Source organism: Pantoea sp. B_9, from assembly GCF_008632015.1.
Taxonomy (GTDB): domain Bacteria; phylum Pseudomonadota; class Gammaproteobacteria; order Enterobacterales; family Enterobacteriaceae; genus Pantoea; species Pantoea dispersa.
The window spans coordinates 177,258-204,157 of the sequence record NZ_VWVL01000004.1; the positions used below are offsets into that span (position 1 = coordinate 177,258).

The following is a 26,900-nucleotide window of genomic DNA, read 5'->3' on the forward strand; positions in this document are numbered from 1 at the left end:
ATCGACACGCGCAACGCGGCGTGACCGGTGGCGCAATTCGCTGGAAAGGTTTGGGCGCAATCGCAAAAGTGTGCGACGCGTCGCGCAAATGGGGGACTGGAAAGAGAGAAATAGCAGCGATACAGCTGCGAATTTTTAGCGCTAAGACCGGCAATGTAGCGAATCAATATGCCGGCGCAGAAAAGCAAAAACCCAGCCATAAGGCTGGGTTTTCTGAATAGTGGTGCCCGGACGCGGAATCGAACCACGGACACGGGGATTTTCAATCCCCTGCTCTACCGACTGAGCTATCCGGGCAACGGGGCGCATTAAACCCTAATGGCTCACAGCCGTCAACGGGTTTCGTAAAAAAAGCGTAGCAATCGTGACTGATTGCCTGCTTTTCAGGCAGGGTGAACAAAAAGCCTACGCCAGCGCACCGTTTTGCCGGCACAGCGCGATGCTCAGCACATCTTCAGCCAGACGCCGCGCGGTAGCGACATCCTGCACGTTGCGCTTCACCAGCAGCTTACTCAGACAACCTTCGAGGATCAGCTCCATCTGATCGGCCACCATGCTGGGGTTGTCCAGCGCCAGGTCGACGAGGATTTCATGGGTGAACTGCCAGGAACTGCGCTTCTGCTGTTCGGCGAGCTGGTGCACCGGCTGATCCGGCTGGGGATAGAAACTGCAGGCGGCAATAAACAGGCAGCCGGGAAAGCGGCCTTTACTGACGTGCTCTGCCAGCACGTCGTAACGCGCCAGCAGCTTTTGTGCTGCACTGAGGCGCTCATCCAGCTGCACCTGGCGGCGCCAGCTGTCGATCTGCTGGCCGTGAAAGCGCAGCGCGTCATACAGCAGGGCATCGCGATCGGGCCAGTAGCGCTCCAGCTGATCGCTGGCGAGGCCGCTTTCGCCAGCCAGCTGCTGCAGCGAGGTGGTCGCGGCCAGGCCGCTCTGTTCGAGCACATTCAGCGCATGCTCAAGGATCTGTTCGCGTTGCAAAAGACTCTCCTCCGGAATGCGGGCCCGGGCGCGTACGCCCGGGCAGTGTCGTGCAACCAGTTTCGTTTAACGCGGCAGATTGTGCAAATGGGCGCGGAAATCCGCGGCGTTAAGGAAGCCGGTGACGCGTGAATCGGCAATCTCTTTGCCCTGCGCATCGAAGAACAGGATGGTCGGCAGGCCAAGCACCTGCAGATGCTGCAGCAGCGCGTTATCCTGCGCGTTGTTGGCTGTCACGTTAGCCTGCAGCAGCTGCACGTTGCTCAGGGCGCTGCGCACGCCGTCATCGCTGAAGGTGTATTTTTCAAACTCTTTGCAGGCCACGCACCAGTCGGCATAGAGATCGACCATGGTGATACGGCCCTGCGCCTGCTGTAATGCGCTATCCAGCTGCTGGCTGTTGCTGATGCGCTGAAACGGCAGGTGCGCGACGCTTTGCGTACTGCTGCTGCCAAATGCCCAGTCCTGCAGCGGGCGCGCCACCACCAGCGCGGCCGCCAGCATGATGATCGGCAGCACGCGCGCTGTGCCGCGCGCGCTGAGACTCAGGCTGAACGCCCAGGCAAAAAACGCCACGCCGAGCATGCTCCACAGCCGCAGTCCCCAGATATCGCCCAGCACGCGCTCCAGCAGAAACACCGGCAGCGCCAGAATCACAAAGCCAAAACCCTCTTTCACGCTCTGCATCCACGGACCGCTTTTCGGCAGCAGCCGGTTGCCGAACATCGTTACAGCAATCAGCGGCAGTCCCATGCCGAAGGCGTACAGCCACAGCGTGCCGGCTCCGGCCCACAGATTACCGCTCTGCGCGATATACAGCAGGATGGCGCTGAGCGGCGCGGTGGTGCAGGGTGAGCAGATTAGCCCAGCCAGTGCGCCCATCATAAACACGCCCGCCAGCGACCCGCCTTGCTGACGGTTACTCCACAGCGTCAGACGCGTCTGGAGGCTGGCAGGCAGCTGCAGCGTGAACAGGCCAAACATCGACAGCGCCAGCAGCACAAACAGCACGGAGAGGCCGATCAACACGTAAGGATGCTGCAGCGCAGCCTGGAAACGCAGCCCCGCCGCTGCCACCACCATACCGAGCAGGGTGTAAGTCAGCGCCATGCCCTGCACGTAAACCAGTGCGAGGGCGAACAGCCGGCCCAGCGAGTAGCGGCGCTGGCCACCAAGAATGATGCCGGAGATCAGCGGATACATGGGCAGCACGCACGGCGTAAAGGCCACGCCGATGCCAATCAGCAGCGCCCACAGCGGCGAAAACGGCAGCGGCGTGCGGTGAGCGGCCGGTGATGCCGCCATTGCCGGCGGGGCGCTATCGGCAGCAATCGCCGTCAGCGGCACTGAGCGGATCTCCGGCGGATAGCAGAAACCGGCCGCGGCGCAGCCCTGATAAGTCACGCTGAGCATTGCACCGGCATCGGCCTGGCGCAGGGTGATCGGCAGCTGTACGTCCCGCGGATAGATTTCGCTCTTGCCGTAAAACTCATCTTCGTGCGGCTGGCCCGGCGGCAGCGTGACCGGCGCCAGCTGCGCGTGTTGCGCGCTGATGTGGAATTGCTGGCGATAGAGGTAATAGCCGTCCTTCACTTTCCAGCTCAGCGTCAGCTGATGGCCCTGCTGGCTGAAATCAAAGCCAAAGGCCTGATCGACCGGCACAAAGCGGTTGTTGGTGGTGGGCGAGAACAGGCTGGCCTGCGCCGACAGGCAAAACAGCAGCGCCAGGCACAGGCTTAACAGGCGGGAAAATCGAGCAGCCATGACGAATTAATCAGCTCCGGTGGCGAATGAGCCGCGATAATAACACGGCTCATTCGCCACGAGGTTTTCAGGATGTAACCACGACGCTACAGAATCAGGCTGCCGAACAGGAAGCCAAACGCCACCGAGAAGGTAATTGCCAGTACGCCGGGAATGATAAACGAGTGGTTGAACACGTACTTACCAATGCGGGTCGAGCCGGTGTCGTCCATCTCCACCGCGGCCAGCAGCGTCGGGTAGGTGGGCAGCACGAACAGCGCGGACACCGCGGCGAAGGAGGCGACAGCCGCCAGCGGCGACACGCCGAGCATCAGTGCGGCCGGCATCAGCGCTTTGGTGGTGGCCGCCTGCGAGTAGAGCAGCGTGGCAGCAAAGAACAGCACCAGCGCCAGCATCCACGGATAGCTCTGCAGCATGTCGCCGGCCAGCGTCTGGATGTCGCTCAGGTGCGCCTTGACAAAGGTATCGCCCAGCCAGGCGACGCCCATTACGCAGATACAGGCGCTCATGCCGGATTTAAACGTGCTGGCACTGAGGATTTCACCGGTTTCCACTTTGCAGGTCAGGCAAATCAGCGTGGCAACCGTCAGCATAAACACCACAATGGCTTCGTTACGCGGCAGCACCGGATTGCTGATCAGGCCCACGCTGTCGCTGATTGCCGTCGCGTACAGCACCACCGCCGCAATACCGATCAGGAACAGCAGCACCGCGCGTCTGGCTCCCGGCTTGATGTGATAAACCTGCTCACCGCGCAGCGTTACTTCACCTTTCGCCAGGCGCGCCTGATAGACGTCATCTTCTTTGAGCTCTTTGCCGAGGAAGTTGGTGATCACGGCGGCACAGAAAATGGCCAGCATGGTGGCAGGCAGCGCGACGCCGAGCAGCGCCAGATAACTGACGCCGCGCGGTTCAAGAATCGAGGCAAAAAATACCACCGCGGCCGAAAGCGGCGAGGCGGTGATGGCGATTTGCGACGCCACTACGGCTATCGACAGCGGGCGCGAAGGGCGTACGCCTTGCTCTTTGGCCACTTCCGCAATCACCGGCAGAGTTGAAAAAGCGGTGTGCCCGGTACCCGCCAGCAGCGTCATCGCATAGGTCACCAGCGGCGCAAGGAAAGTGACATAGCGCGGATGGCGGCGCAGCAGGCGTTCCGCCAGCCCGACCAGATAATCCATGCCGCCAGCCACCTGCATCGCGGCGATGGCCGCAATCACCGCCATAATGATCTCGATGACATCGAACGGGATCGCGCCGGGTTTCATGCCGCAAACCAGCGTCAGCACCAGCACGCCTAAACCGCCGGCAAAGCCAATGCCGATGCCGCCGAGGCGCGCACCCAGCCAGATCGCCAGCAGGACGATGAGCAATTCCACCACTACCATAGTTTCACTCCCTGAAGTGCCGCCACACGCAGCCACTTTAGTTATAGACGTCAAAATAAAAAAGCACGCCGTATTGTATACAGGCGTGCTTCAGACGACTTGATCCGGAACGGATTACTGTTCGTTTTCGTCGGTGTAGCGTTTGGCTTTGTATTCCGGGTGCATCAGGTTCTGGATGGAGAAAATATCGTCCAGCTCGGCTTCGGTCAGCAGACCGCGTTCCAGCACCACTTCGCGTACGCTCTTACCGGTTTCAGCACAAATTTTCCCGACGATATCGCCGTTGTGATGGCCGATGTACGGGTTGAGGTAAGTGACGATACCGATGGAGTTGAACACGTAGGCTTCACAGACCGCTTTGTTGGCGGTGATGCCGTTAACGCATTTTTCCAGCAGGTTGTAGCAGGCGTTGGTCAGGATGCTGATCGACTCAAACAGCGCCTGGCCAATCACCGGTTCCATCACGTTGAGCTGCAGCTGACCGGCTTCAGAAGCCATGGTCACCGTGGTGTCGTTACCAATCACTTTGAAGCACACCTGATTGACCACTTCCGGTACCACCGGGTTAACTTTCGCAGGCATGATCGAAGAACCGGCCTGCAGTTCCGGCAGGTTGATTTCGTTCAGGCCGGCGCGCGGACCGGATGACAGCAGGCGCAGGTCGTTACAGATTTTCGACAGTTTCACCGCCAGGCGCTTCAGCGCTGAGTGCACCATGACGTAAGCGCCGCAGTCTGAGGTGGCTTCAATCAGATCTTCGGCGGGCACCACCGGCAGGTTGCTGACTTCCGCCAGGCGCTGTACCGCCAGCTGCTGGTAGCCGTCCGGCGTGTTGAGGCGTGTGCCGATCGCCGTGGCGCCGAGGTTAACCTCCAGCAGCAGTTCGGCGGTGCGCAGAATGCTGCGCGTCTCTTCGTTCAGCAGCACGTTAAACGCGTGGAACTCCTGACCGAGCGACATCGGCACCGCGTCCTGCAGCTGGGTGCGGCCCATTTTCAGGATGTTTTCAAACTCCACCGCTTTGCGCTGAAAACCTTCGCTCAGCTGGCCAATCGCGTCGAGCAGTTTGAGGATCGAGGCGTAAACCGCAATGCGGAAACCGGTAGGATAAGCGTCGTTAGTGGACTGACACTTATTCACGTGATCATTTGGGTTGAGGTACTGATATTCACCTTTCTGGTGACCCATCAGTTCCAGACCGATGTTAGCCAGCACCTCGTTGGTGTTCATATTGACCGAGGTGCCCGCGCCGCCCTGATAGACATCAACCGGGAACTGGTCCATGCACTTACCGTTGTTCAGCACTTCATCACAGGCCTGAATGATGGTGTTGGCGATGTGGCGGGGGATGGTTTGCAGCTCTTTGTTGGCGAGCGCGGCGGCTTTTTTCACCATCACCATGCCGCGAACAAACTCAGGGATGTCGCTGATCTTACTGTTACTGATATAGAAGTTCTCAATCGCACGCAGAGTATGAACACCGTAATAGGCATCTGCCGGAACTTCACGCATGCCTAACAGGTCTTCTTCGATACGAATGTTGTTCGCCATGATTACCTTCTTATTATTGCTGCTGTGTTATTGCCGGGCATCCGGAATGGATGGGCGGCGAATAACGTGCAGGTGAAGCAATTATATTGTCGTGGAATACCAGTGCCGACATTTTATCCATCTTCGGGCTGGCGAGCACGATCATATTCTGTCACTGCAGAAATGCTTGTGCACAGATCACTTTACGGACATTTGCTGGCCCAGCGGTAATAACGATATGTGATGTACTTCGCAATTTTAAGTCAGTGGCATAAATTTAACAGCGGCGGTTGAATTTCCCCGGCCGCGTGCCCATCTCATACGTTATGGTCATGCTGACCCTTCAATTTTGCTGCCCCGCACGCTGCGTGGCGGCGCGACTCACAGGAGATATCGGTGCGCTGGTTACCGTTAGTGATTTTTTTTGTTCTGGCCTGGATTGAGATCTCGATTTTCATCCAGGTGGCGCACGCGCTCGGCGTGCTGCTGACCATGCTGCTGGTGATTTTTACCTCGTGCATTGGTGTGTCGCTGGTGAAAAACCAGGGCATGAAGAACTTTATGCTGATGCAGGAGAAGCTGGCGCGTAACGAGAGCCCGGCGGCGGAGATGATCAAAAGCGTGTCGCTGATCATCGCCGGTTTTCTGCTGCTGTTGCCGGGCTTCTTCACCGATTTCCTCGGCCTGCTGCTGTTGCTGCCGCCGGTGCAGAAACACCTGACGCTGAAGCTGATGCCGCACCTGCGCGTATGGCGCGGCCCGGGGCAGGGCCCGGATAGCGGCGTCACCATGGACGGCGAATTTGAGCGCAAAGATCAGGATCGTATCGGTCACGATAAAGATCGCTGAATGTAAGCGGGGCGGCGTAAGCCGCCCTTTTTGCTGTCTTTTTCGTCATCTGTTACGCAAACGAAAATTTTTTATTTTTTTGCCCTTGAAAGCCCCTTTTCTGCCCCTATCTCTCTCTCCACGAGGCCGGAACCCTCAAGCCCGGCGTTCAACCCAAAAATGAATGATTGGACTTCTCAAAGGAGAGCTATCAAATGAAAATTCGTCCGTTGCACGATCGCGTTATCGTCAAGCGTAAAGAAGTTGAAGCCAAATCTGCTGGCGGTATCGTTCTGACCGGCTCTGCAGCAGGCAAATCAACCCGCGGTGAAGTACTGGCTGTTGGCAATGGCCGCATCCTGGAAAACGGCGACGTGAAGCCGCTGGACGTGAAAGTGGGTGATCTGGTGATTTTCAGCGAAGGCTACGGTGCCAAGACTGAGAAAATCGACAACGAAGAAGTTCTGATCATCTCTGAAAGCGACATTCTGGCGATTGTTGAAGCGTAATTTACGCGTAATTCACTGAACGAAACGAATTTAAGGGATATTTGAAATGGCAGCTAAAGACGTAAAATTCGGTAATGACGCACGCGTAAAAATGCTGCGTGGCGTGAACGTACTGGCAGATGCAGTAAAAGTTACCCTGGGCCCGAAAGGCCGTAACGTGGTTCTGGATAAATCTTTTGGTGCACCGACCATCACTAAAGATGGTGTTTCTGTGGCACGTGAAATCGAGCTGGAAGACAAGTTCGAGAACATGGGTGCGCAGATGGTGAAAGAAGTCGCTTCTAAAGCTAACGACGCAGCAGGCGACGGCACCACCACCGCTACCGTTCTGGCACAGGCTATCGTCAACGAAGGCCTGAAAGCCGTCGCGGCGGGCATGAACCCAATGGATCTGAAGCGCGGTATCGATAAAGCCGTTGCCGCAGCCGTTGAAGAGCTGAAAACCCTGTCTGTACCATGCCAGGATTCCCGCGCTATCGCGCAGGTAGGTACCATTTCTGCCAACTCCGATGAAAGCGTCGGTACCCTGATCGCTCAGGCGATGGACAAAGTGGGTAAAGAAGGCGTGATCACCGTTGAAGAAGGCACCGGTCTGCAGGACGAGCTGGACGTGGTTGAAGGTATGCAGTTTGACCGTGGCTACCTGTCTCCGTACTTCATCAACAAGCCAGAAACCGGTGCAGTGGAGCTGGAAAGCCCATTCATCCTGCTGGCTGACAAGAAAATCTCTAACATCCGCGAAATGCTGCCAGTGCTGGAAGCTGTGGCGAAAGCCGGCAAACCACTGCTGATCATCGCAGAAGACGTGGAAGGCGAAGCGCTGGCTACGCTGGTGGTCAACACCATGCGCGGTATCGTGAAAGTGGCTGCGGTGAAAGCACCGGGCTTCGGCGACCGTCGTAAAGCGATGCTGCAGGATATTGCTATCCTGACCGGCGGTACCGTGATCTCTGAAGAGATCGGTATGGAGCTGGAAAAAGCGACGCTGGAAGACCTGGGTCAGGCAAAACGCGTGGTGATCAACAAAGACACCACCACCATCATCGATGGTGTGGGCGATCAGGGCGCAATCTCTGGCCGCGTGACGCAGATCCGTCAGCAGATCGAAGAAGCGACGTCTGACTACGACAAAGAGAAACTGCAGGAGCGCGTTGCAAAACTGGCAGGCGGTGTAGCCGTACTGAAAGTAGGCGCAGCGACTGAAGTTGAGATGAAAGAGAAGAAAGCACGCGTTGAAGATGCCCTGCACGCTACCCGTGCTGCGGTTGAAGAAGGCGTGGTTGCCGGTGGTGGTGTCGCGCTGGTGCGTGTTGCGGCGAAAATCGCAGCATCTGGCCTGAAAGGTCAGAACGAAGACCAGAACGTCGGTATCAAGGTTGCTCTGCGTGCGATGGAAGCGCCACTGCGTCAGATCGTTTCTAACGCCGGTGAAGAGCCATCTGTTGTTGCTAACAACGTGAAAGCGGGCGACGGTAACTACGGTTACAACGCCCAGACCGAAGAGTACGGCAACATGATCGACTTCGGTATCCTGGATCCAACCAAAGTGACCCGTTCTGCGCTGCAGTACGCATCTTCTGTGGCCGGTCTGATGATTACCACCGAAGCGATGGTCACCGACCTGCCGAAAGGCGACGCACCTGACTTAGGTGCTGGCGCTGGCGGCATGGGTGGCATGGGCGGTATGGGCGGCATGATGTAATTGCCCTGAACGTCTGAGCTGTTGAGAAACCCCCGATCGGAAACGGTCGGGGGTTTTTCTTTTGCCGGCGAACAAGGTATAAGTAAGGGCGCAATACTTCGGCTTTGCGGGTTTAGGGCAATGAATGTTCAGAAAAAATGTGCGCTTTTCTGCTACGCTGCCGCCCGACACTGATGATAATAAATGGGGATTATAATGCGGATTAACCTCTCGCTCGGACTGGCAGTCGGTACCTTACTGCTGGCGGGCTGTAGCACCTCCAACCAACTGAGTGCCGCCGGCGAACGTGTCACCTTTGTTGATCAACAGCCAGGCAGCCAATGTCAGCTGCTGGGCAATGTTACCGGCTCGCAGAGCAACTGGCTGACCGGCTCAGGCGGTGAAGGCAGTTCACTGCGTGGTGCGGCCAACGACCTGCGTAACCGCGCAGCGGAGATGGGCGGCAACGTGATTTATGGTGCCACCAGCCCGACGCAGAATCTGCTGTCTGCCTTTGCCCCGCTCGACAGCAAAATGTCGGGTCAGGTGTATAAGTGCCCGTAATGGCAGAGCAGCAATAAAAAAGCCGCGAGAGCGGCTTTTTTGTTTTTGAGTACAGTTCCAGCACGGTCGCCATCAATGGCGACACTACGGTGATGGCGCCGACTGTAGGGTGCGCATTCATGCGCACCGGGCAGCTGGCAGGGAACGTCACTCCTGACGTAGCTGCAGATCCAGCGGCGTTTTGCTCGGCTCACCACCAATTTCCCGCGCCAGCTTCGGCACCATATAGCCCGACACCATGGTCAGCAGCTGCCGCACCAGCGCCCGTGCCTGCTCATCCGGCACAAAGAAGTGCGCCGCCCCCTGCACCTTATCCAGCACATGTAAATAGTAGGGCAGGATGCCGGCATCAAACAGCGCATTGCTGAGCTGTGCCAGAGTCTGCGCATCGTCATTAACGCCGCGCAGCAGCACGCTCTGGTTCAGCAGGGTGACGCCGGCGCGTTTAAGCCTCTGCATGCGTTCGCGCAGCGCCTCGTCAATCTCCTGCGCGTGGTTGATGTGGCTGACCAGCAGCACCTGCAGACGCGTATCCGCCAGCAGCTGGCATAGCCCTTCAGTAATGCGCGCCGGGATCACTACCGGCAACCGGCTGTGAATGCGCAGGCGTTTCAGGTGCGGAATGTTTTCCAGCGCGCCAATCAGCCACGCCAGCTCCTGATCTTTCGCCATCAGCGGATCGCCGCCGGAGAAGATGATCTCGTCGAGCTCGGGATGGGCGGCAATGTAATCAATCGCCGCCTGCCAGTTGCGCTTGTTGCCCTGATTATCCTGATAGGGGAAATGCCGGCGGAAGCAGTAGCGACAGTTCACCGCGCAGCCGCCCTTGACCAGCAGCAGCGCGCGGTTTCTATACTTATGCAGTAAGCCCGGTACCACGCTGCTCTGCTCATCGAGCGGATCGGTACTGTAACCCGGCGCATCGGTAAACTCCTGACGGCTGGTCAGCACCTGCAGCAGCAGCGGGTCCTGCGCATTGCCGCGCTGCATGCGCTGAATAAAGGCGCGCGGTACGCGCAGGGCGAACAGACGGCGTGCCTCGCTCCCGGCTGCCAGATCCGCGTGGTTTTCGAGGGCTAAAAGTTGCAGTAATTCAGCAGGATCGGTGACAACATCAGCAAGTTGCTGCAACCAATCTTCTCTGACGGGGGGATTTAGGGTTACAATGTGTGCCATTTTTTTGGCTATTACCAGTTAATATCTACAGAGGGCCTTTATGGCGACTTATCTTAGCAACGATTTTCGTGCCGGTCTTAAAATCATGTTCGAAGGCGAACCGTATGCCATCGAATCCAGTGAATTCGTTAAGCCGGGTAAAGGCCAGGCGTTTGCACGTGTTAAAATGCGTCGTCTGCTGACCGGTTCACGCGTTGAAAAAACCTTCAAGTCTACCGACTCCGCCGAAGGCGCAGACGTGCGTGACATGACGCTGCAGTACTCCTACAACGACGGTGACTTCTTCTACTTCATGCACCCGGAAACCTTCGAACAGTATCAGGTTGAAGCCAAGGTACTGGACGACGTGACAAAATGGCTGCAGGACAACGCCGAGTGTATCGTAACCCTGTGGAACGATAAACCGATCGCCGTTCAGCCACCGAACTTCATCGAAGCAGAAATCACCGAAACTGACCCAGGTCTGAAAGGTGATACTGCCGGTACCGGCGGCAAGCCAGCGACGCTGTCTACCGGCGCCGTGATCAAAGTGCCACTGTTCGTACAGATTGGCGAAGTGGTAAAAGTGGACACCCGCTCTGGCGAATACGTTTCCCGCGTAAAATAATCGTCAAATCAGGCGCATCATCGATGCGCCTTTTTTATTCCCGCGCTCTTCCCCGCACCGCGTCTTTTTTCAGCGGCTTAACCGCCATCATGGCGTATCCGGTCTATGCTTTAAAAGCTGTACTTTTACTGCAACCAACAAGGATATGGCTATGTTAAAGAAAAGTATTGTCGCGATTTTCTCGGTACTGGTGCTTTCCTCGCTGCTTTCAGCCTGTAACACCACGCGTGGCGTAGGCGAAGATGTTGAAGCGGGCGGTCAGGCAATTCAGCGCAGCGCGCAGTAACTAAAACCGGTGCGAAACCTGCTTTCGTACCGGCTTTCTCTTCCTCCTGTTGTCCTCCAGCGCCTGTGATTTCTGAAACTGCCTGCCGCGACGGCGGTGCCGTTGTTTGCCGTCAGCAATACGGGTAGACTTCCTCCCCTTGTCTGTATAAGGAGTCATCACCATGAGCGAAACGGCAAGCTGGCAGCCGAGCGCACCCATTGCCAATTTGTTGAAACGCGCCGCCATCCTGGCGGAAATCCGGCGTTTCTTTGCCGATCGCGGCGTACTGGAAGTGGATACGCCTGCCATGAGCCAGGCGACGATCACCGACATCCACCTGGTGCCATTCCAGACGCGCTTTGTCGGACCTGGCGCGGCAGACGGGCGCGATCTGTGGCTGATGACCAGTCCGGAATATCACATGAAGCGCCTGCTGGCGGCGGGCAGCGGCCCGATTTATCAGATGGGGCGCTGCTTCCGTAATGAAGAGGCCGGGCGCCACCATAATCCGGAATTCACCATGCTGGAGTGGTATCGGCCGCACTACGACATGTATCGGCTGATGAATGAAGTCGACGACCTGCTGCAGCAGGTGCTGGAGTGTGACAGCGCCGAATCGCTATCGTATCAGCAGGCGTTTATCCGTCATCTGGAGATCGATCCGCTGTCGGCGGACAAGGCGCAGCTGCGCGAAGCGGCGGAAAAGCTGGGTGAGGGCGAGCTGGCGAATCGCGAAGACGATCGCGACACGCTGCTGCAGCTGCTGTTTATGCTGGGCGTGGAACCGAAAATTGGTCTCGATAAGCCGTGCTTCGTCTATCACTTCCCGGCCAGTCAGGCGGCGCTGGCGGAGATCAGTACCGAAGATCACCGCGTGGCAGAGCGTTTCGAGGTCTATTACAAAGGCGTGGAGCTGGCCAACGGTTTCCGCGAACTGACCGACAGCCGCGAACAGCGTCAGCGTTTTGAGCAGGATAATCGTCGTCGCGCCGCGCGCGGTTTGCCACAGCATCCGATTGATACTTACCTGCTGGATGCGCTGGCGCACGGCATGCCGGCCTGTTCCGGCGTGGCGCTGGGCGTCGATCGCCTGATTATGCTGGCGCTGAAGGCCGATGCGCTCAGTGAGGTGATCGCTTTCCCGGTTGATCGCAGCTAGTTACGCCGCGGTTCTGCACACCCGGCCGCGGCTCAGCGATGGCGCTGTCCGCGGCCGGGTGCGTTTACGGCGAGGTATTATTGGCCGCTTCCGGAAACTCCTGGATGGTAACCGGCAGCGTCATCTTCTGCTCATTGCGCAGCACCTGCACATCAATCACCGATCCCGGGCGGATTTCCGCCACCTGGTCCATGGTCTCCTGCGCGGACAGCGCCGGCTTGCCGTTCACCTGCAGCAGGACATCGTTGGCCTGAATGCCGGCGCGATCCGCCGGACCGCCCGGCGTCACTTCACTGACGATAATGCCCTGCACCCGATCGAGGTTGCTGCCCTGACCGTGCAGCGGCGGCAGCTCGCGCCCGGTAATACCGATATAACCGCGGATCACCCGGCCATCGCGGATCAGCTTATCCATGATTTTGGTCGCCAGCGCGGTCGGAATGGCAAAACCAATGCCTTCCGGGGTTTCGCCGTCGTTGCTTTTGTCGAAGGTCAGCGTGTTGATGCCCATCAGCTCGCCCAGCGAATTAATCAGCGCGCCGCCGGAGTTCCCCTGGTTGATCGAGGCATCGGTTTGCAGGAAGTTCTGCCGACCTGAGGAGCTCAGACCGATGCGGCCGGTGGCGCTGATGATGCCCTGGGTGACCGTCTGGCCGAGGTTATACGGGTTGCCAATCGCCATCACCACATCACCAATATGCGCGACACGTTTGGCGTTAATCGGGATTACCGGCAGATTGGAGGCGCTGATTTTTAACACCGCCAGATCGGTCATGGCGTCGGAACCCACCAGCGTCGCTTCAAAAAAGCGTCCGTCCTGCAGCGCGACGATAATCTGGTCAGCGTTATTGATGACATGTTTGTTGGTAAGGATGTAGCCTTTCGCGTTCATGATGACGCCGGAACCGAGCGTGGTAATGCCGCGATTATTGTTACCGTGCGCGCTGCGGTTATAGACGTTGACCACCGCCGGCACAGCACGGCGTACGCCCTGATTGAAACTGAAGGGCGCTTGATCGGCGCTGCTGTCGTGATCAAAGGTGACGTTGCTGCCCATTCGCAGCGCCGGGATCGCGACAAGCAGTAAACCTGCCACGATCAGGCCCATCACCACAGAACGTAAAAGTTTAAGAAACATGGTGTTATTTCAGGCAAGAGTTGATCGCAGGGCAGAATAGCACGAGAAGGGCGGACAAACACCTGCTTGTCCGCCCGTTGCGAGGATTATTGCAGAAGCAGGTAAATACTCTCGTCGCCGCGCACCACGTTCAGCGCCAGTACCGGCGGTTTGCCCTCCAGCACTTTGCGCATCTCGGCGAGGCTCTGCACCCGCGTACGGTTGACGCCGACAATCACATCGTCTTTCTGCAGGCCAACCTGTTCTGCCGGCGTGCCTTTTTCGATGGTATCGACTTTGACCCCTTTATCGCCGGCTTTGGTATTGCCGTCACTGAGCGTGGCGCCCTGCAGCGCCGGCGACATCAGCTGGGCGCTGGCGGTGCTCTGCGCGCTCTGTTCCAGCGTTACGGTCACCGTCAGCGGTTTGCCATCGCGCAGCAGACCGATTTTCACCTGCTGGCCTGGCGGTGTGGTGCCGACTTTCACCCGCAGCTCGGCAAAACTGGTGATTGGCTTATCGTTAATGGCGGTAATGATGTCGCCCGCTTTGATGCCCGCCTGTTCCGCCGCCGACTTCGGCAGCACTTCAGAGACAAATGCTCCGCGCTGCGCATCGACGTTAAACGCTTTCGCGATATCGGCGGTCATTTCTGTCCCTTTGATCCCGAGCTGACCGCGCTTCACTTCGCCGAACTGAATCAGCTGCTGCGCCAGATTCATCGCCATGTTGCTGGGGATGGCAAAGCCAATACCAATGTTGCCGCCGCTCGACGCCAGAATGGCGGTGTTAATGCCGATCAGCTCGCCGTTGAGGTTCACCAGCGCGCCGCCGGAGTTGCCACGGTTGATGGCGGCATCGGTCTGAATAAAGTTCTCCAGCCCTTCCAGATTCAGCCCGCTGCGGCCCAGCGCCGAAATAATGCCGGACGTCGCCGTCTGGCCGAGGCCGAACGGGTTGCCGATCGCCACGGCGAAGTCACCCACTTTCAGCGCGTCAGAATCAGCAATTTTCACCTGCGTGAGGTTTTTTGCGCCTTCTACCTGAATCAGCGCGATGTCGGTTTGCTCGTCATGACCAATCAGCTTTGCGTCATATTCGTTGCCATCGCTCAGCTGCACGCTGATTTTATCCGCACCGTTTACCACGTGATTGTTGGTCAGAATGTAGCCTTTGGCCGCGTCGATGATGACGCCGGAACCCAGTCCTTCAAATGGCTGTGGCTGAGACTGGCCGGGCGCCTGGCCAAAGAAGCGCTTCAGCGGCTCGGGAATATCCTGGCCCTGCTGACCGCTGTCGGTGCCCTCGACATGCACGCTGACCACCGCCGGCAGCACTTTTTCCAGCATCGGTGCCAGGCTTGGCAGTGCTTGTCCCTGAATCTGTGCCGGCAACGTGGCCATGGCACCCGGCGTCGCCGCCAGACTCATCCCAATGCTCAAGGCTAATGCGCTTAACAGTCGTGCTGGTTTTTTCATTGCTATGACGCTCTCGCTGCGAAAAGGGGGATAAAAGAAGTGTGACAGTTATTGGTAATAAGCGTTCGGAAAACAAAAAGGGCACAGCCATGCTGTGCCCCAAAACGATTAACTGCGGGTGGTGCGTTCGCCGCTGCGCAGCAGGCCCGATGCGCCTTCAGAGTAGTCGCGCGGGATCTGCACCGGCGCCTGGTCGTTATCGGCCTCGGCTTCCGTCAGCTGGTAAGCAAACGGGTTTTTCTCGCCCGGCAGATTTGGCAGCAGGTCATTCGACCCTTTCGCCATGTGCTGATACAGCTGGCGATAGTCGCGCGCCATGTTGTCCAGCAACTCTGCGCTGCGCGCAAAGTGGTTGGTGAGCTCTTCGCGGTAATCCGCCAGCTCCGCTTTGGATTTTTCCAGTTCGTACTGCATGCTGCGCTGCTCACGCAGCTTTTTGTTGCCAAAACGCATCGCTACCGCGCCGACAATAATGCCAATCACTAAACCAATCAGCCCGTATTCCCAGGTCATAATGACTCCCGTGTAATTTCCGTTGCTTCGTAGGGCATTGCTTCTGTTTCAACTTCAATAGTAGCCACTATACCCGTTAATCCATCGGAAGTGGAATCCTCGGGCTGTATCGCTTAGTGTAGAGCGGCCTAATTTTCGACAACCGACACGTGAATCGGACTTTTTCAGGGATTCTGAGAGAACCATGCAAACCTCATCTCCGCTTGCGCGCTATGAGCAGGCGCTGTCGCAGGGCGAGTTTCGTCCGGACGATGTACAACGTGACGCCATCACCCGTTTAGATCGCATTCAGCAAGGCCTGATTGCCCGCCAGCAGCAGCCGCAGCCGGCAGCTAAAGGGCTGTTTGGCCGCTTATCAAAGCTGATGAATAAAGCGCCGGAGAGCCATGAAGCGCCGGTGCGTGGCCTGTATATGTGGGGCGGCGTCGGACGCGGTAAAACCTGGGTAATGGATCTGTTTTTTCAGTCTATTCCTGGCGATCGCAAACTGCGTCTGCATTTCCATCGCTTCATGCTGCGCGTGCACGAAGAGTTAACGCAGCTGCAGGGCCACAGCGACCCGCTGCTGATAGTCGCTGACCGTTTCAAAGCGGAAACCGATATTCTCTGTTTCGACGAGTTTTTTGTCTCCGACATCACCGACGCAATGCTGCTTGGTACCCTGATGGAAGCACTGTTTGCCCGCGGCATTACGCTGGTGGCGACCTCCAACATTCCGCCGGATGAGCTGTACCGCAACGGCCTGCAGCGGGCGCGTTTTCTGCCGGCTATCGAGCAGATTAAGCGCCACTGCGATGTGATGAATGTCGATGCCGGCATTGATTATCGCCTGCGCACCCTGACATCGGCCCATCTGTGGAATTTCCCGCTTAACGACACAACGCACGCGGAGATGGAGCGCATGTTCAGCGCGCTGTCCGGTAAACCGCGCGGCGACGCGCCGGTGCTGGAGATTAACCATCGTCAGCTGCCGACGCTCGGCGTTCACGAAGGCGTACTGGCCATCAATTTCCTCGCGTTGTGCGGTGAAGGGCGCAGTCAGCACGATTACATTGAGCTGTCGCGCCGCTTCCACAGCGTGCTGCTGTACGATGTGCCGGTGATGATTTACAAAACGGAAGACCAGGCGCGGCGGTTCCTCGCGCTGGTGGATGAGTTCTACGAGCGCCACGTCAAGCTGGTGGTGGCGGCAGAAACCTCGCTGTTTGAAATCTATCAGGGCACACGGCTGAAATTCGAATATCAGCGCTGTCTCTCGCGCCTGCAGGAGATGCAGAGCGAGGAGTATCTTCGCCTGCCGCACCTGCCCTGAAGGGCAAACAGAAATCACCGCTTCGGGCGCAAAAAGAGTCGATCTTTAGATTCGACTTCTCTATAATCTTGCGACCCCACGTTACAGCACAGGCTTTCTTTTCCCGGAAAACTGTGTGATCCGGTAACTCTACCTGAGGGGGTGGGCTTGCTGGGCGAATTGGTCGTGTGAGCCTCAATCGTTAACTTAGCGTTTGGGATTTCACCAACGTGTAACTTTTATTTGGGTAAGCTTTTCAATGAAAACTTTTACAGCTAAACCAGAAACCGTACAGCGTGACTGGTATGTTGTTGACGCAACTGGCAAAACCCTGGGTCGCCTGGCGACTGAACTGGCGCGCCGTCTGCGTGGTAAGCACAAAGCGGAATACACTCCGCACGTTGATACCGGTGATTACATCATCGTTCTGAACGCTGACAAAGTTGCTGTAACCGGCAACAAGCGTAACGACAAGATTTACTATCACCACACTGGCCACATCGGTGGTATCAAGCAAGCGACCTTTGCAGAGATGATCGAACGCCGTCCTGAGCGTGTGATTGAAATCGCGGTTAAAGGCATGCTGCCAAAAGGCCCACTGGGTCGTGCTATGTACCGTAAACTGAAAGTTTACGCAGGTAACGAGCACAACCACGCGGCGCAGCAACCGCAAGTTCTTGACATTTAATCGGGATTATAGGCAATGGCTGAAACTCAAAACTACGGCACTGGTCGCCGCAAAAGCTCTGCCGCTCGCGTCTTTATCAAGCCGGGTAGCGGTAACATCGTAATTAACCAGCGCTCTCTGGAGCAGTACTTCGGTCGTGAGACTGCACGCATGGTCGTGCGTCAGCCGCTGGAGCTGGTTGATATGGTTGGTAAACTGGACCTGTACATCACCGTTAAAGGTGGTGGTATTTCTGGTCAGGCTGGTGCGATCCGTCACGGTATCACCCGCGCTCTGATGGAATACGACGAGTCTCTGCGTTCTGAACTGCGTAAAGCTGGCTTCGTTACCCGTGACGCGCGTCAGGTTGAACGTAAGAAAGTCGGTCTGCGTAAAGCACGCCGTCGTCCACAGTTCTCCAAGCGTTAATTGCTGGCTGCTTCGGCAGTTACAATTGGCTCAAAAAACCCGCTTCGGCGGGTTTTTTATTGCCTGAATCGCGGCTTTTTCAGCGCAAAAACGCGAGCTTTCCCCGCATTTTGCCCGCAAATGATTATCCCCGCCCCACAAGCTGCTTAAAATCTGGTAAACTGACTGACACTTTGCGCCCGCGAGTCGCGGCGTTGTGCATACTGCTCCTGTCGGGACGACCGGACAATGCCCGTAACGCCCGGCTGTGTGCGAATCTGATGAGCAGGTGAGTCGCCGCGTGGTTGGCTATTCGCAGTATTTTTTTGTGAACAAACTTGGAGGTTTTCATGGCTGTCGCTGCCAACAAACGTTCGGTAATGACGCTGTTTTCTGGTCCGACTGACATTTTCAGCCATCAGGTACGTATCGTGCTGGCTGAGAAGGGCGTCAGCGTGGAGATCGAGCAGGTTGAAACGGATAATCTGCCGCAGGATCTGATTGACCTCAACCCGTATCGCACTGTGCCAACGCTGGTCGACCGTGAACTGACGCTGTATGAATCCCGCATCATCATGGAATACCTCGATGAGCGTTTCCCGCATCCGCCACTGATGCCGGTTTATCCGGTCGCGCGCGGTGAAAGCCGTCTGATGATGCACCGCATTGAGCAGGACTGGTACAGCCTGATGCGTACCATTGAAACCAGCAGCGGTGCCGAAGCCGATGCCGCGCGTAAGCAACTGCGCGAAGAGCTGCTGGCCATTGCGCCGCTGTTCTCACGTACGCCGTTCTTTATGAGCGAAGAGTTCAGCCTGGTGGATTGCTATCTGGCGCCGCTGCTGTGGCGTCTGCCGCAGCTGGGTGTGGATCTGGCTGGCGCAGGTTCGAAAGAGCTGAAAGGCTACATGACGCGCGTATTTGAACGTGACTCCTTCCTCGCTTCTTTGACGGAAGCCGAACGTGAAATGCGCCTGCAAGCCCGGGGCTAATCTATGGAAATGTCGCAACTTACTGCCCGCCGTCCCTATCTGCTGCGGGCCTTTTATGAATGGCTGCTCGACAACCAGCTGACGCCGCATCTGGTGGTGGATATCAATCTGCCTGGCGTACAGGTGCCGCTGGAGTACGCTCGTGACGGACAGATTGTCCTGAACATCGCACCGCGCGCGGTGGGTAACCTTGAGCTTGCCAACGATCAGGTGCGCTTCAATGCGCGTTTCGGCGGCGTGCCGCGCCAGGTATCCGTGCCGATGGCTGCGGTGCTGGCGATTTACGCGCGCGAAAACGGCGCCGGCACCATGTTCGAACCGGAGCCAGCTTATGAGCTGTCCGGCGACGAGCAGGAAGGCGGCCAGGAAGAGACGCTGATGTCGGTGATTGATGGTGACCGTCCGGACGATGCGACGGATGACGACTCTTCACCGGATGACGAACCGCCGCCGCGCGGTGGACGTCCTTCACTGCGCGTAGTGAAGTAAATCGCGGAAAATAAAAAACGGGCTGATTAGCCCGTTTTTTTATGCCTGTGTCGCAGCGCGGCTTAGCGCGCGGCAGACCAAAGGGAGCGTAGCGCTCCCTTTGTACCGATCTTAATAAACGTCGCGCAGATAACGCTTATCTTTCTTCAGCTGATCGATATAGGCTGCGGCACGTTCGCTGGAAAGACCACCGAACTGACGCACCACTTCATACAGCGCGGCATCGACATCCTTCGCCATGCGTGAGGCATCGCCACAGACGTAGAAGTAGGCGCCTTCCTGCAGCCAGGCGTACAGCTCAGCGCCTTTCTCCAGCATGCGGTTCTGCACGTAAATCTTCTCTTCCTGATCGCGGGAGAAGGCCAGGTCGAGATGCGTCAGCAGACCGCTCTGCTGCCAGCCCGCCAGCTCATCCGCGTAAATGTAATCATGTTCCTGATGCTGGTCGCCGAAGAACAGCCAGTTTTTACCTTCAGCACCGGTCGCCTGACGCTCCTGCAGGAAGGCGCGGAACGGCGCGATGCCGGTACCCGGACCGACCATGATCAGCGGGGCGTTATTGTTCGCCGGCACGCGGAACGCTTTGTTCGGCGAAATAAAGATCGCCGGCTTCTCTCCGCGACGCACGCGTTCAGCCAGATAGGTTGAGCACACGCCTTTACGCTCACGGCCACCGCTGTGATAGCGCACGGAAGCGATGGTCAGATGCACCTGGTTAGGGTGCGCCTTCGAGCTGGACGAAATGGAGTAAGCACGGTGCTGCAGCGGACGCAGCATCGCTACCAGCTCCGGCACCGACAGATTACGCTTCAGCTCGAGCTGCAGCAGATCCAGCGTATCTTTGCCCCACAGCCAGTTAGCCAGCGTATCTTTATCGTCGTGCTGAAGGACGTGCAGCAGCTCCTGGTTGGTGGTGTGCTGTCCGACCCACTCAATCAGCTTGCGCGACGGCTCAGAAATCTCGAACTGATAGGTCAGCAGATCGCCGAGGTTACGGTCAAAGCCCGGCACCGGGGTTTCGTAGTCGGCTTTCAGCTCGCTCAGCAGCAGGCTCACCAGCCCGGCATCGTTCACCGGGATCACCCCCAGCGCATCACCGGCTTCGTATTTCAGGCCGCTGTCGCTCAGGTCAAATTCGAAGTGACGGATATCTTTGGCGGACTGCTCGCCGGACAGACGCTTATTGGTCACCAGCGCCGCCGCGTACGGGTTTTGCTTGTTGCTGCCCGGGATCACCGGCGCTTCCGGCGCGCTCTCCAGCACCGTGCCGCTGCTGCCCGCGCTGGCGGCAAACTGTGGCATGGCACTGCCAATCCACTCGCTGGAAGGCTCTTCGTAATCGATGTCGCAGTCGATGCGATCCACTACGCGTTTCGCCCCCAGCTGCTCCAGGCGCATATCAATGAACTTACCGGCCTGGCAGAAACCGTCGTAGCCGGTATCGCCGATTGCCAGCACGGCAAAGTGCATCTGCTCCAGACGCGGCGCGGTGCTGGCTGAGATGGCCTGCCAGAACAGCTGTGCGTTATCCGGCATTTCGCCTTCGCCGTAGGTGGAGGTGACAATCAGTACATGACGCATGGTGGCGAACACATCCAGATCCACTTCACCCAGCGCCTGCACTACCGGCACCAGGCCTTTAGCGCGCGCCGCTTTGGCTGCGGTCTGCGCCAGCGCTTCGGCGTTACCGGTCTGGGAACCAAACAGAATATGCAGCTGGGTGGTGGCGCTGGCGCCCGCTGCCGGTGCGGTCTGCTTGTCTTCTAATACCAGCAGGCGCGAGTGGAGACCGGCGAGAAACCCCGCCAGCCAGTATTTCTGTTCGCCGTTAAACGGCGCGTCTTCAGGAATGTAAGGAATCTTCATGGATATCAGTACTCAAACCGTTTTATCGTCATCAATCTTCTTTCGCAGCGCAATCAGGAGAGTTTCCCGACCGCGGCGGCAATCTCTGGCAGTGCGGCGCGTGCAAACAGCTCTTCAAAATCAGGCAGATGGCCCAGCACCTCACGGTTGCAGGCGTCCTGATAAATGATCCAGCCATAGGTTGCCAGGCTGTCCATGGAGCGAATGTTGCGCTGCGTCAGCGCGGCTTTGTAATCCGACATACGCTTGGCGGCGATCAGGCTTGCCAGCTCATCATCACTGTAGTTCTCAATGGCCGCACGGGCATGACGCTGCAGCTTGCTGACCAGCGCGAAATCTTCGGTCATCAGCAGGTTGCGAACCGCTTTCTCGACTGCCGCGTCTTCCACCGCTGTGCCTTTCGGCAGTTTGCCCAGCGCCAGCTGCTGCGCGAAGCTCAGAACAGTGTAGTTATTCAGCAGAACAAACATCTCCTGCGTATCGGTCGCGCCGTAGGCCGGTACCGCACCGTCGGCGATGGTTTTGCCCGCACGCCAGGCTGATTTGAACTTGGCAACCTGATGCGCGGCCAGCGACGTGGACAGCTCTTCCAGCAAATCCTTACGCGTTTTCGCTTTCAGGATTTCACCGCCGTCCTGATACAGCAGCAGCGAGCGCGGCATCACATAAACGAAGTGCTGACACTCGGTTTCCCAGTTCTCCAGCAGCCATGCCGCGCGCGGCGACTGGGTGGCTTCGAGGTGCCAGTGCAGCATGGTCAGCACTGCCTGCTTGTGCACCTGCGCCATTTCGTCTTCGTCAGCGATGGAGCCGAACAGCACCGAATCACCGGCGGCGTGCGCGGCCAGGGAACGGTACGGATCGTACTGATAGGCGAAGCCGCCGCTCATGCCGTTACCGAAACCTTTACCAAAGGTGCCGAGGTTAAGAATCGCGCCGTTGGTCATGTATTCACAGCAGAAGTCGCCGACGCCTTCCACCACCGCGGTGGCGCCTGAGTTACGCACGGCGAAACGGTCACCGGCCTGGCCCTGAACAAACAGACGACCGCCGGTCGCGCCGAACAGCGCAAAGTTACCGATCAGCACATTGCCGTCGCTGTCCTGTGCGCCGCCGCCCGGTGACATCACCACCAGTTCGCCGCCACACTGACCTTTACCGACGCCATCGTTACAGGTACCGTAATGCTTCATCTGCATGCCGTCGTTGCAGAACGCGCCAAATGACTGACCGGCTGACCCGCGGGTATCAATCTGCACTGTGCGCGGTGCCAGATATTTCCGGCCACGGTCATCCTGCAGTACCGCTGGCAGCGCGGCCAGCTGCTGCGCCGACAGCTCGTGGTTCAGCATGCGCTCAATATCGATCGCCAGCTGACCGCCAACGCTCTTGTTACGGTTGTTCAGCGTCACGCCGTTACCCAGCGTAATCTCGCGGCGGGCGGCATCAACCAGCTGCGCTTTCAGCTCTTCAACCCAGCCATCGTCCAGCTCGAAATCTTTTTCCAGATACACTGGCTGAGCGATCTTCTGCTCCGGCACCACGGTCAGCATGGCGCGCAGATCGAGTTTGCCCACTTCCAGCGGATGATCCATCAGGTGCAGCAGGTCAGAGCGGCCGCGCGCTTCACGCAGCGAACGCAGACCGAGGCGTGCGAGGAACTCACGCACTTCCTGCGCCACGTTGATAAAATACTGCGCCAGCTGACGCGGATCGCCATCGAAGGCTTCAGCGTTAGTGGTGAGGCCAGCCGGGCATTTGACGTTGCAGTTTTTCGCCATCACGCATTTCAGCATCATCAGCGCGGTGGTGCCAAACTCGAAGCTGTCGCCGCCGAGCAGGGCCGATTTGATCACGTCGCTGCCGGTCTGCTGTGCGCCGGAACAGCGCAGCTGCACTTTGTCACGCAGCCCGTTCGCGCACAGCGCCTGATGTACTTCGGCGATACCGATTTCCGCCACGCGCCCGGTGTATTTCAGACTGGTGACCGACGCCGCGCCGGTGCCGCCGGTGTTACCGGCGACGTTGATGACGTCTGCGCCGGCTTTTGCCACGCCGACTGCGATAGTGCCGATGCCTTCAGACGACACCAGTTTGACGATAACGCGCACGCGTGCCGCTTTACAGTCGTGGATCAGCTGCGCCAAATCCTCGATAGAATAAGTATCGTGATGCGGCGGCGGTGATACCAGTTCAACGCCCGGCGTACCGCCACGCGCGGCCGCAATCTCCACCGTCACTTTCGGTGCAGGCAGCTGACCGCCTTCGCCCGGTTTAGCGCCCTGGCCAATTTTGATCTCCAGCTCTTCCAGCATCGGGTCGGCCAGATAAGCCGCCCACACGCCGAAACGACCGGATGCCAGCTGTTTGATGCGCGATGCGCGAATGGTGCCGTGGCGTGAATAGTGTTCGCCACCTTCACCACAGTTACTCATTCCGCCCACCATATTGGTGCCGTGCGCCACCGCTTCGTGCGCCGGCGCGACCAGCGCGCCGTGGCTCATGGCGCCTGAGGCGAAGGTACGGGTGATTTCGTGCGCCGGCTGAATCTCTTCCAGCGGCAGTGAGGGCAGCGCGGTAAAGATTTTTGCCAGATAGTCGGCTGCCTGACCGTAAGCGGTAATGTGCAACACGCCTTCAGTGATGCTGCTGCTTTCGATCTCATCGTTAAAGCGGGTTTTCAGCGCGCGTGACAGCGCGGCCAGACGCTCGCTCTCCGGCTTCAGGCCGGCAATGGCATCAATCAGACGCAGCTCAAACTGGTTGAGGCTACCGTTCACCGCTTCGCAGCGCAGGCCGCGAATGGCGAAGCCGTTGTTGACCAGCGAGTAGCGGCCCAGCTTGCGGCCAAATTCGGCTTCGCTGTCCACGTGGGTCAGATCGCACGGCAGCGCGAGGATGTCGCGCAGCGCCGCCGGACGACGCTTACGCTCAGCGTGCATCAGGCTGGAGAACTGACGGTAATCCGGCGTGATAGCAAAGCTGTCGATCACCGCATTCGGGATGCGCTCGAAGCTGCTGTCTTTAAACGACTCGGCTTTGATGCTGAACGCGTTGTCCAGCCTGGCCAGCGTCATCAGACGGATAAAGTTGTCCTCTTCGCGCGCTTTGTCAGCGAAGCGAATCGGCTGCTCTGTCATATCAATAAAGGTACGCACCGCGATGGTGCCGTACGAGTGGCCCGCACCCTCAGAACGTTCTTTAAACAGACCCAGCAGTGGCACTTCGGCTTCGCCCTGAATTTTCAGCGCGCTCTGGTGCCAGTCCACCGCCATCTGCGCGATGGCCGGGAAGCCCGCGCCGCCCACCGGAGTTTTGATATTCGGGAAATATTTCTTCAGCACCGGGTCTTCGGTATCGAGGAAGTTTGGCTCGAAGAACTCACCGCAGCTGTAGCTCTCAACGGTACACAGGCCCACTTTGCCCATGGTTTTCATCAGCGCTTTTTCTGCCGCTTTGGCATAGCGTTTGAACGCTTTGTTGCCTTCTTCACCTTCGCCAAACTTCTCTTCTGCACGCATCTGTACGCCCAGCGGATACACGGCAGAGGCGCCAAAGCCGAGCGTGGCGGCGATATGGTGCGAGGAGATGCTCTGGCCGCTCTCGACCACCAGTGACACATCCAGACGCAGGCCTTCCTGCACCAGACGCTGGTTGATGGCCGACACCATCAGCAGCATCGGAATGGCAGCATGAGTTGACGAGATATGACGATCGGTAATCACCGCGATGCCGCCCTGCTGACGGGCAAAATCCACCACCTGCTGCGCCAGGTTATCGATAGCGTTTTCCAGCGCTTTGGCGTTGGCGGCGCGGCTGACGATGTCTTTACCGATGACTGGCTCATACAGCATCTCGAAGCGCGCATACGGCGCCACTTTCTGCTCGCGCAGACGCAGCATGTCCAGGTGCGTCAGGATCGGGCTTGGCACGATGATCTGCTGGCCTTTACTGCGGCCGAGGTGCGGTTTGGCGCCGAGCGCCACGCGCAGCGTCATGCCGTCCGCTTCACGGATGGAGTCGAGCGGCGGGTTGGTGACCTGCGCAAAGCGCTGCGAGAAGTAGTGCGCCATGCCGCCTTCATGATCGGACAGGCCATTGATGGCATTGCCGTAACCCATCGCGGAGATCTTCTCAGCGCCGGTTTGCAGCATCGGGTCCATCATGAATTTGAAGCTTTCCTGGTTGTAGTAGTAAGCCACAAAGCGCTGATAGGTTTTCAGGTCACCGCGATAGCGCAGCGGCGAGCCGAGTTTCTCTGCCGGCACTTCCGGCAGCTGCTGCAGTTCAACGCGTGCCGCCTGCACCAGGGAGAGATAATCTTTTTCCGCCGCCAGCTTTTCCAGCGCCTGCACGGTGGTGTAAGAGCGTTTCTCTTTGTGATCATAATAGAGCATGCCGCCAGCTTCGATACGGCCACGGCGCAGCACGCTCTCCGGTGGGAAGGCGATCTGGCCGGCTTCTGACATCGCACCGATGTATTCAGCGGTTTCGACGGAGCGCAGCGGACGCAGACCAAGACGGTCCAGTCGTGCGCCAATCACTTCGCCGTTACCGAAGATCAGCGCGGCGGGGCCGTCGTTCTTCTCTTCATACAGCGAGAAGTATTCCAGCATGGCGCGCACTTCAGCTGACAGCGAGGTGTCGTTTTCCCACGCCGGCGGCATCATTGAAACCACGGCGTTGATCAGATCGAGGTTATCTTCCATCAGACGGCTGTGGATGCTCTGATCGAGACGCGAACTGTCAGACTGGCCTTTTGGCCGCACGATCTTTTTGCCGCGCGCCAGCATCAGTGCCGCTTCCGCGATGCGGTTTTTCCGGTCCGTGTTCAGCTCACCGTTGTGCGCCATCAGGCGGAACGGCTGCGCCATCGTGGTATGCGGATCGGTATTGGTGGAGAAGCGGGTATGGAAAAACAGTCCGCGTACCTGATGATCGGGATCGGTCAGATCTTTGAAGTAGGGAATCACTTCATTGGAGTTCAGACGGGCTTTGAACACCTGAGTGCGCGACGACAGCGACAGCGGATAAAGGCCGCCAAATTCGCTTTCGGTAAAGGCGCGTGCTTCGATGTCCAGCAGCGCACGGTAAATGTGGCGCTCGAAGTCGCTCTGCTCGGTAACGTCCTGCGGTGCGGCAAACACCCACTGCACGATCGGCAGCTGGAACTGCTGTGCGGCCGGGCGCGTGACGCTGTTGTCCAGCGGCATATCACGCTTCAGCAGCACCGGGAAGTTGTAAGCGGCCAGTGTCTCTTCAACCAGACGCTCTGCGTTCGCGCGCAGCGCCGCATCTTTTGGCACAAAGAAGTTGCCCACGCCAAAGCGGCCCGCTTCCAGCGCCTGACCTGTCAGCTTACGGAAGAAGTTCAGGGAGAGGTCAACGTTAACGCCCGCGCCATCGCCCACACCCTCTGCAGACATCCCGCCACGGTGCGGTACCGTGCACAGGGCGCTATGCGCCATCTGCAGGATTTCATGGGTCTGCTCGCCGTCCTTGCGGGTAATGAAACCTACACCACAGCTGTCGCTTCCTGCTGATGGATCATACAAACCCCAGGGGTTAGGTTGTTGAGTGGACATTGAGGGTCTCCTTAAACTGCTTTAGACATTACCTGC

Annotated in this window: 22 protein-coding genes and 1 tRNA gene; 12 read left to right on the forward strand and 11 right to left on the reverse strand. The window is 58.0% G+C overall.

Features of this window, described 5'->3' with window-relative positions; genetic code table 11:
- Nucleotides 1-221: 221 nt before the first annotated feature.
- The 5 genes from F3I21_RS13900 to aspA form a co-directional block, all read right to left on the reverse strand.
- Nucleotides 222-297 (reverse strand) — tRNA-Phe (locus F3I21_RS13900).
- Nucleotides 298-405: 108 nt separating this feature from the next.
- On the reverse strand, nucleotides 406-984 hold the full coding sequence (locus tag F3I21_RS13905) for a transcriptional regulator (RefSeq protein ID WP_021507771.1): 579 nt from the start codon (nucleotides 982-984) through the stop codon (nucleotides 406-408).
- Nucleotides 985-1,050: 66 nt separating this feature from the next.
- On the reverse strand, nucleotides 1,051-2,748 hold the full coding sequence (locus F3I21_RS13910) for a protein-disulfide reductase DsbD (protein ID WP_150059173.1): 1,698 nt from the start codon (nucleotides 2,746-2,748) through the stop codon (nucleotides 1,051-1,053).
- An 86-nt stretch (nucleotides 2,749-2,834) separates the two neighbouring features.
- Nucleotides 2,835-4,136 (reverse strand): anaerobic C4-dicarboxylate transporter, encoded by a 1,302-nt coding sequence (locus F3I21_RS13915; RefSeq protein ID WP_058759604.1) that lies wholly within the window; start codon nucleotides 4,134-4,136, stop codon nucleotides 2,835-2,837.
- A gap of 114 nt (nucleotides 4,137-4,250) precedes the next feature.
- A complete protein-coding gene (aspA, locus tag F3I21_RS13920) occupies nucleotides 4,251-5,687 on the reverse strand; it encodes an aspartate ammonia-lyase (RefSeq protein ID WP_021507768.1) in 1,437 nt (478 codons plus the stop codon).
- A 375-nt stretch (nucleotides 5,688-6,062) separates the two neighbouring features.
- Between aspA and F3I21_RS13925 the strand changes: the two genes are divergently transcribed.
- The 4 genes from F3I21_RS13925 (at nucleotide 6,063) to F3I21_RS13940 (ending at nucleotide 9,248) form a co-directional block, all read left to right on the forward strand.
- Complete coding sequence (locus F3I21_RS13925) at nucleotides 6,063-6,515, forward strand: FxsA family protein (protein ID WP_021507767.1); 453 nt, start codon at nucleotides 6,063-6,065, stop codon at nucleotides 6,513-6,515.
- Nucleotides 6,516-6,709: 194 nt separating this feature from the next.
- Nucleotides 6,710-7,003, forward strand: a complete 294-nt coding sequence (locus F3I21_RS13930) for a co-chaperone GroES (protein WP_021507766.1) — start codon at nucleotides 6,710-6,712, stop codon at nucleotides 7,001-7,003.
- A 46-nt stretch (nucleotides 7,004-7,049) separates the two neighbouring features.
- Nucleotides 7,050-8,705 carry a chaperonin GroEL gene (groL, locus tag F3I21_RS13935; RefSeq protein WP_021507765.1) on the forward strand — a complete coding sequence of 552 codons (1,656 nt, stop codon included), beginning with the start codon at nucleotides 7,050-7,052 and terminating at the stop codon, nucleotides 8,703-8,705.
- A gap of 195 nt (nucleotides 8,706-8,900) precedes the next feature.
- Nucleotides 8,901-9,248, forward strand: coding sequence for a DUF4156 domain-containing protein (locus F3I21_RS13940; RefSeq protein ID WP_021507764.1), 348 nt, complete (start codon nucleotides 8,901-8,903; stop codon nucleotides 9,246-9,248).
- 147 nt (nucleotides 9,249-9,395) lie between these two features.
- Here the strand turns inward: F3I21_RS13940 and epmB are convergent, their stop codons facing one another.
- Nucleotides 9,396-10,424 (reverse strand): EF-P beta-lysylation protein EpmB, encoded by a 1,029-nt coding sequence (gene epmB / locus F3I21_RS13945; protein WP_058759602.1) that lies wholly within the window; start codon nucleotides 10,422-10,424, stop codon nucleotides 9,396-9,398.
- 40 nt (nucleotides 10,425-10,464) lie between these two features.
- Between epmB and efp the strand changes: the two genes are divergently transcribed.
- The 3 genes from efp (at nucleotide 10,465) to epmA (ending at nucleotide 12,458) form a co-directional block, all read left to right on the forward strand.
- On the forward strand, nucleotides 10,465-11,031 hold the full coding sequence (efp, locus tag F3I21_RS13950) for an elongation factor P (protein WP_021507762.1): 567 nt from the start codon (nucleotides 10,465-10,467) through the stop codon (nucleotides 11,029-11,031).
- 151 nt (nucleotides 11,032-11,182) lie between these two features.
- On the forward strand, nucleotides 11,183-11,317 hold the full coding sequence (locus F3I21_RS13955; RefSeq protein WP_031279745.1) for an entericidin A/B family lipoprotein: 135 nt from the start codon (nucleotides 11,183-11,185) through the stop codon (nucleotides 11,315-11,317).
- Between the two features lie 163 nt (nucleotides 11,318-11,480).
- Nucleotides 11,481-12,458: an elongation factor P--(R)-beta-lysine ligase gene (gene epmA, locus F3I21_RS13960; protein WP_021507760.1), complete on the forward strand. Its 978-nt coding sequence runs from the start codon at nucleotides 11,481-11,483 to the stop codon at nucleotides 12,456-12,458.
- A 64-nt stretch (nucleotides 12,459-12,522) separates the two neighbouring features.
- Here the strand turns inward: epmA and degS are convergent, their stop codons facing one another.
- The 3 genes from degS to zapG all read right to left on the reverse strand — a co-directional run bounded on the left by degS (nucleotide 12,523) and on the right by zapG (nucleotide 15,566).
- Nucleotides 12,523-13,596 (reverse strand): outer membrane-stress sensor serine endopeptidase DegS, encoded by a 1,074-nt coding sequence (gene degS, locus F3I21_RS13965; RefSeq protein WP_150059174.1) that lies wholly within the window; start codon nucleotides 13,594-13,596, stop codon nucleotides 12,523-12,525.
- 86 nt (nucleotides 13,597-13,682) lie between these two features.
- Nucleotides 13,683-15,053: a serine endoprotease DegQ gene (gene degQ, locus F3I21_RS13970; protein ID WP_150059175.1), complete on the reverse strand. Its 1,371-nt coding sequence runs from the start codon at nucleotides 15,051-15,053 to the stop codon at nucleotides 13,683-13,685.
- Nucleotides 15,054-15,161: 108 nt separating this feature from the next.
- Entirely contained in the window at nucleotides 15,162-15,566 is a 405-nt protein-coding gene (zapG, locus tag F3I21_RS13975; protein WP_021507757.1) for a Z-ring associated protein ZapG, read from the reverse strand.
- Nucleotides 15,567-15,750: 184 nt separating this feature from the next.
- On the opposite strand from zapG, the gene zapE reads away from it, so the two are divergent.
- The 5 genes from zapE (at nucleotide 15,751) to sspB (ending at nucleotide 19,413) form a co-directional block, all read left to right on the forward strand.
- Entirely contained in the window at nucleotides 15,751-16,878 is a 1,128-nt protein-coding gene (zapE, locus tag F3I21_RS13980; RefSeq protein ID WP_150059176.1) for a cell division protein ZapE, read from the forward strand.
- 238 nt (nucleotides 16,879-17,116) lie between these two features.
- Complete coding sequence (gene rplM / locus F3I21_RS13985; protein ID WP_021507755.1) at nucleotides 17,117-17,545, forward strand: 50S ribosomal protein L13; 429 nt, start codon at nucleotides 17,117-17,119, stop codon at nucleotides 17,543-17,545.
- A 15-nt stretch (nucleotides 17,546-17,560) separates the two neighbouring features.
- A complete protein-coding gene (gene rpsI / locus F3I21_RS13990) occupies nucleotides 17,561-17,953 on the forward strand; it encodes a 30S ribosomal protein S9 (RefSeq protein WP_021507754.1) in 393 nt (130 codons plus the stop codon).
- A 329-nt stretch (nucleotides 17,954-18,282) separates the two neighbouring features.
- Nucleotides 18,283-18,924 carry a stringent starvation protein SspA gene (gene sspA / locus F3I21_RS13995; RefSeq protein WP_021507753.1) on the forward strand — a complete coding sequence of 214 codons (642 nt, stop codon included), beginning with the start codon at nucleotides 18,283-18,285 and terminating at the stop codon, nucleotides 18,922-18,924.
- 3 nt (nucleotides 18,925-18,927) lie between these two features.
- Nucleotides 18,928-19,413 (forward strand): ClpXP protease specificity-enhancing factor, encoded by a 486-nt coding sequence (sspB, locus tag F3I21_RS14000; protein ID WP_021507752.1) that lies wholly within the window; start codon nucleotides 18,928-18,930, stop codon nucleotides 19,411-19,413.
- A 111-nt stretch (nucleotides 19,414-19,524) separates the two neighbouring features.
- On the opposite strand, the gene F3I21_RS14005 is transcribed toward sspB, so the two are convergent.
- Together F3I21_RS14005 and F3I21_RS14010 are read right to left on the reverse strand one after the other, a co-directional pair.
- Nucleotides 19,525-21,279: a sulfite reductase subunit alpha gene (locus F3I21_RS14005; protein ID WP_058770697.1), complete on the reverse strand. Its 1,755-nt coding sequence runs from the start codon at nucleotides 21,277-21,279 to the stop codon at nucleotides 19,525-19,527.
- A 53-nt stretch (nucleotides 21,280-21,332) separates the two neighbouring features.
- Nucleotides 21,333-26,864, reverse strand: a complete 5,532-nt coding sequence (locus F3I21_RS14010) for a glutamate synthase-related protein (RefSeq protein ID WP_058759598.1) — start codon at nucleotides 26,862-26,864, stop codon at nucleotides 21,333-21,335.
- Between the last annotated feature and the right edge of the window lie 36 nt (nucleotides 26,865-26,900).

Excerpts from the sequence above, each read along its gene's own strand:
- sspA (WP_021507753.1), top strand. The coding sequence starts at position 18,283 with ATGGCTGTCGCTGCCAACAAACGTTCGGTAATGACGCTGTTTTCTGGT.
- F3I21_RS13930 (WP_021507766.1), top strand. The coding sequence starts at position 6,710 with ATGAAAATTCGTCCGTTGCACGATCGCGTTATCGTCAAGCGTAAAGAA.
- F3I21_RS13940 (WP_021507764.1), top strand. The coding sequence starts at position 8,901 with ATGCGGATTAACCTCTCGCTCGGACTGGCAGTCGGTACCTTACTGCTG.
- zapE (WP_150059176.1), top strand. The coding sequence starts at position 15,751 with ATGCAAACCTCATCTCCGCTTGCGCGCTATGAGCAGGCGCTGTCGCAG.
- degQ (WP_150059175.1), bottom strand. The coding sequence starts at position 15,053 with ATGAAAAAACCAGCACGACTGTTAAGCGCATTAGCCTTGAGCATTGGG.
- epmB (WP_058759602.1), bottom strand. The coding sequence starts at position 10,424 with ATGGCACACATTGTAACCCTAAATCCCCCCGTCAGAGAAGATTGGTTG.
- efp (WP_021507762.1), top strand. The coding sequence starts at position 10,465 with ATGGCGACTTATCTTAGCAACGATTTTCGTGCCGGTCTTAAAATCATG.
- rplM (WP_021507755.1), top strand. The coding sequence starts at position 17,117 with ATGAAAACTTTTACAGCTAAACCAGAAACCGTACAGCGTGACTGGTAT.
- F3I21_RS13915 (WP_058759604.1), bottom strand. The coding sequence starts at position 4,136 with ATGGTAGTGGTGGAATTGCTCATCGTCCTGCTGGCGATCTGGCTGGGT.
- F3I21_RS13910 (WP_150059173.1), bottom strand. The coding sequence starts at position 2,748 with ATGGCTGCTCGATTTTCCCGCCTGTTAAGCCTGTGCCTGGCGCTGCTG.
- degS (WP_150059174.1), bottom strand. The coding sequence starts at position 13,596 with ATGTTTCTTAAACTTTTACGTTCTGTGGTGATGGGCCTGATCGTGGCA.
- groL (WP_021507765.1), top strand. The coding sequence starts at position 7,050 with ATGGCAGCTAAAGACGTAAAATTCGGTAATGACGCACGCGTAAAAATG.
- zapG (WP_021507757.1), bottom strand. The coding sequence starts at position 15,566 with ATGACCTGGGAATACGGGCTGATTGGTTTAGTGATTGGCATTATTGTC.
- sspB (WP_021507752.1), top strand. The coding sequence starts at position 18,928 with ATGGAAATGTCGCAACTTACTGCCCGCCGTCCCTATCTGCTGCGGGCC.
- rpsI (WP_021507754.1), top strand. The coding sequence starts at position 17,561 with ATGGCTGAAACTCAAAACTACGGCACTGGTCGCCGCAAAAGCTCTGCC.
- epmA (WP_021507760.1), top strand. The coding sequence starts at position 11,481 with ATGAGCGAAACGGCAAGCTGGCAGCCGAGCGCACCCATTGCCAATTTG.
- F3I21_RS14005 (WP_058770697.1), bottom strand. The coding sequence starts at position 21,279 with ATGAAGATTCCTTACATTCCTGAAGACGCGCCGTTTAACGGCGAACAG.
- F3I21_RS13955 (WP_031279745.1), top strand. The coding sequence starts at position 11,183 with ATGTTAAAGAAAAGTATTGTCGCGATTTTCTCGGTACTGGTGCTTTCC.
- aspA (WP_021507768.1), bottom strand. The coding sequence starts at position 5,687 with ATGGCGAACAACATTCGTATCGAAGAAGACCTGTTAGGCATGCGTGAA.
- F3I21_RS14010 (WP_058759598.1), bottom strand. The coding sequence starts at position 26,864 with ATGTCCACTCAACAACCTAACCCCTGGGGTTTGTATGATCCATCAGCA.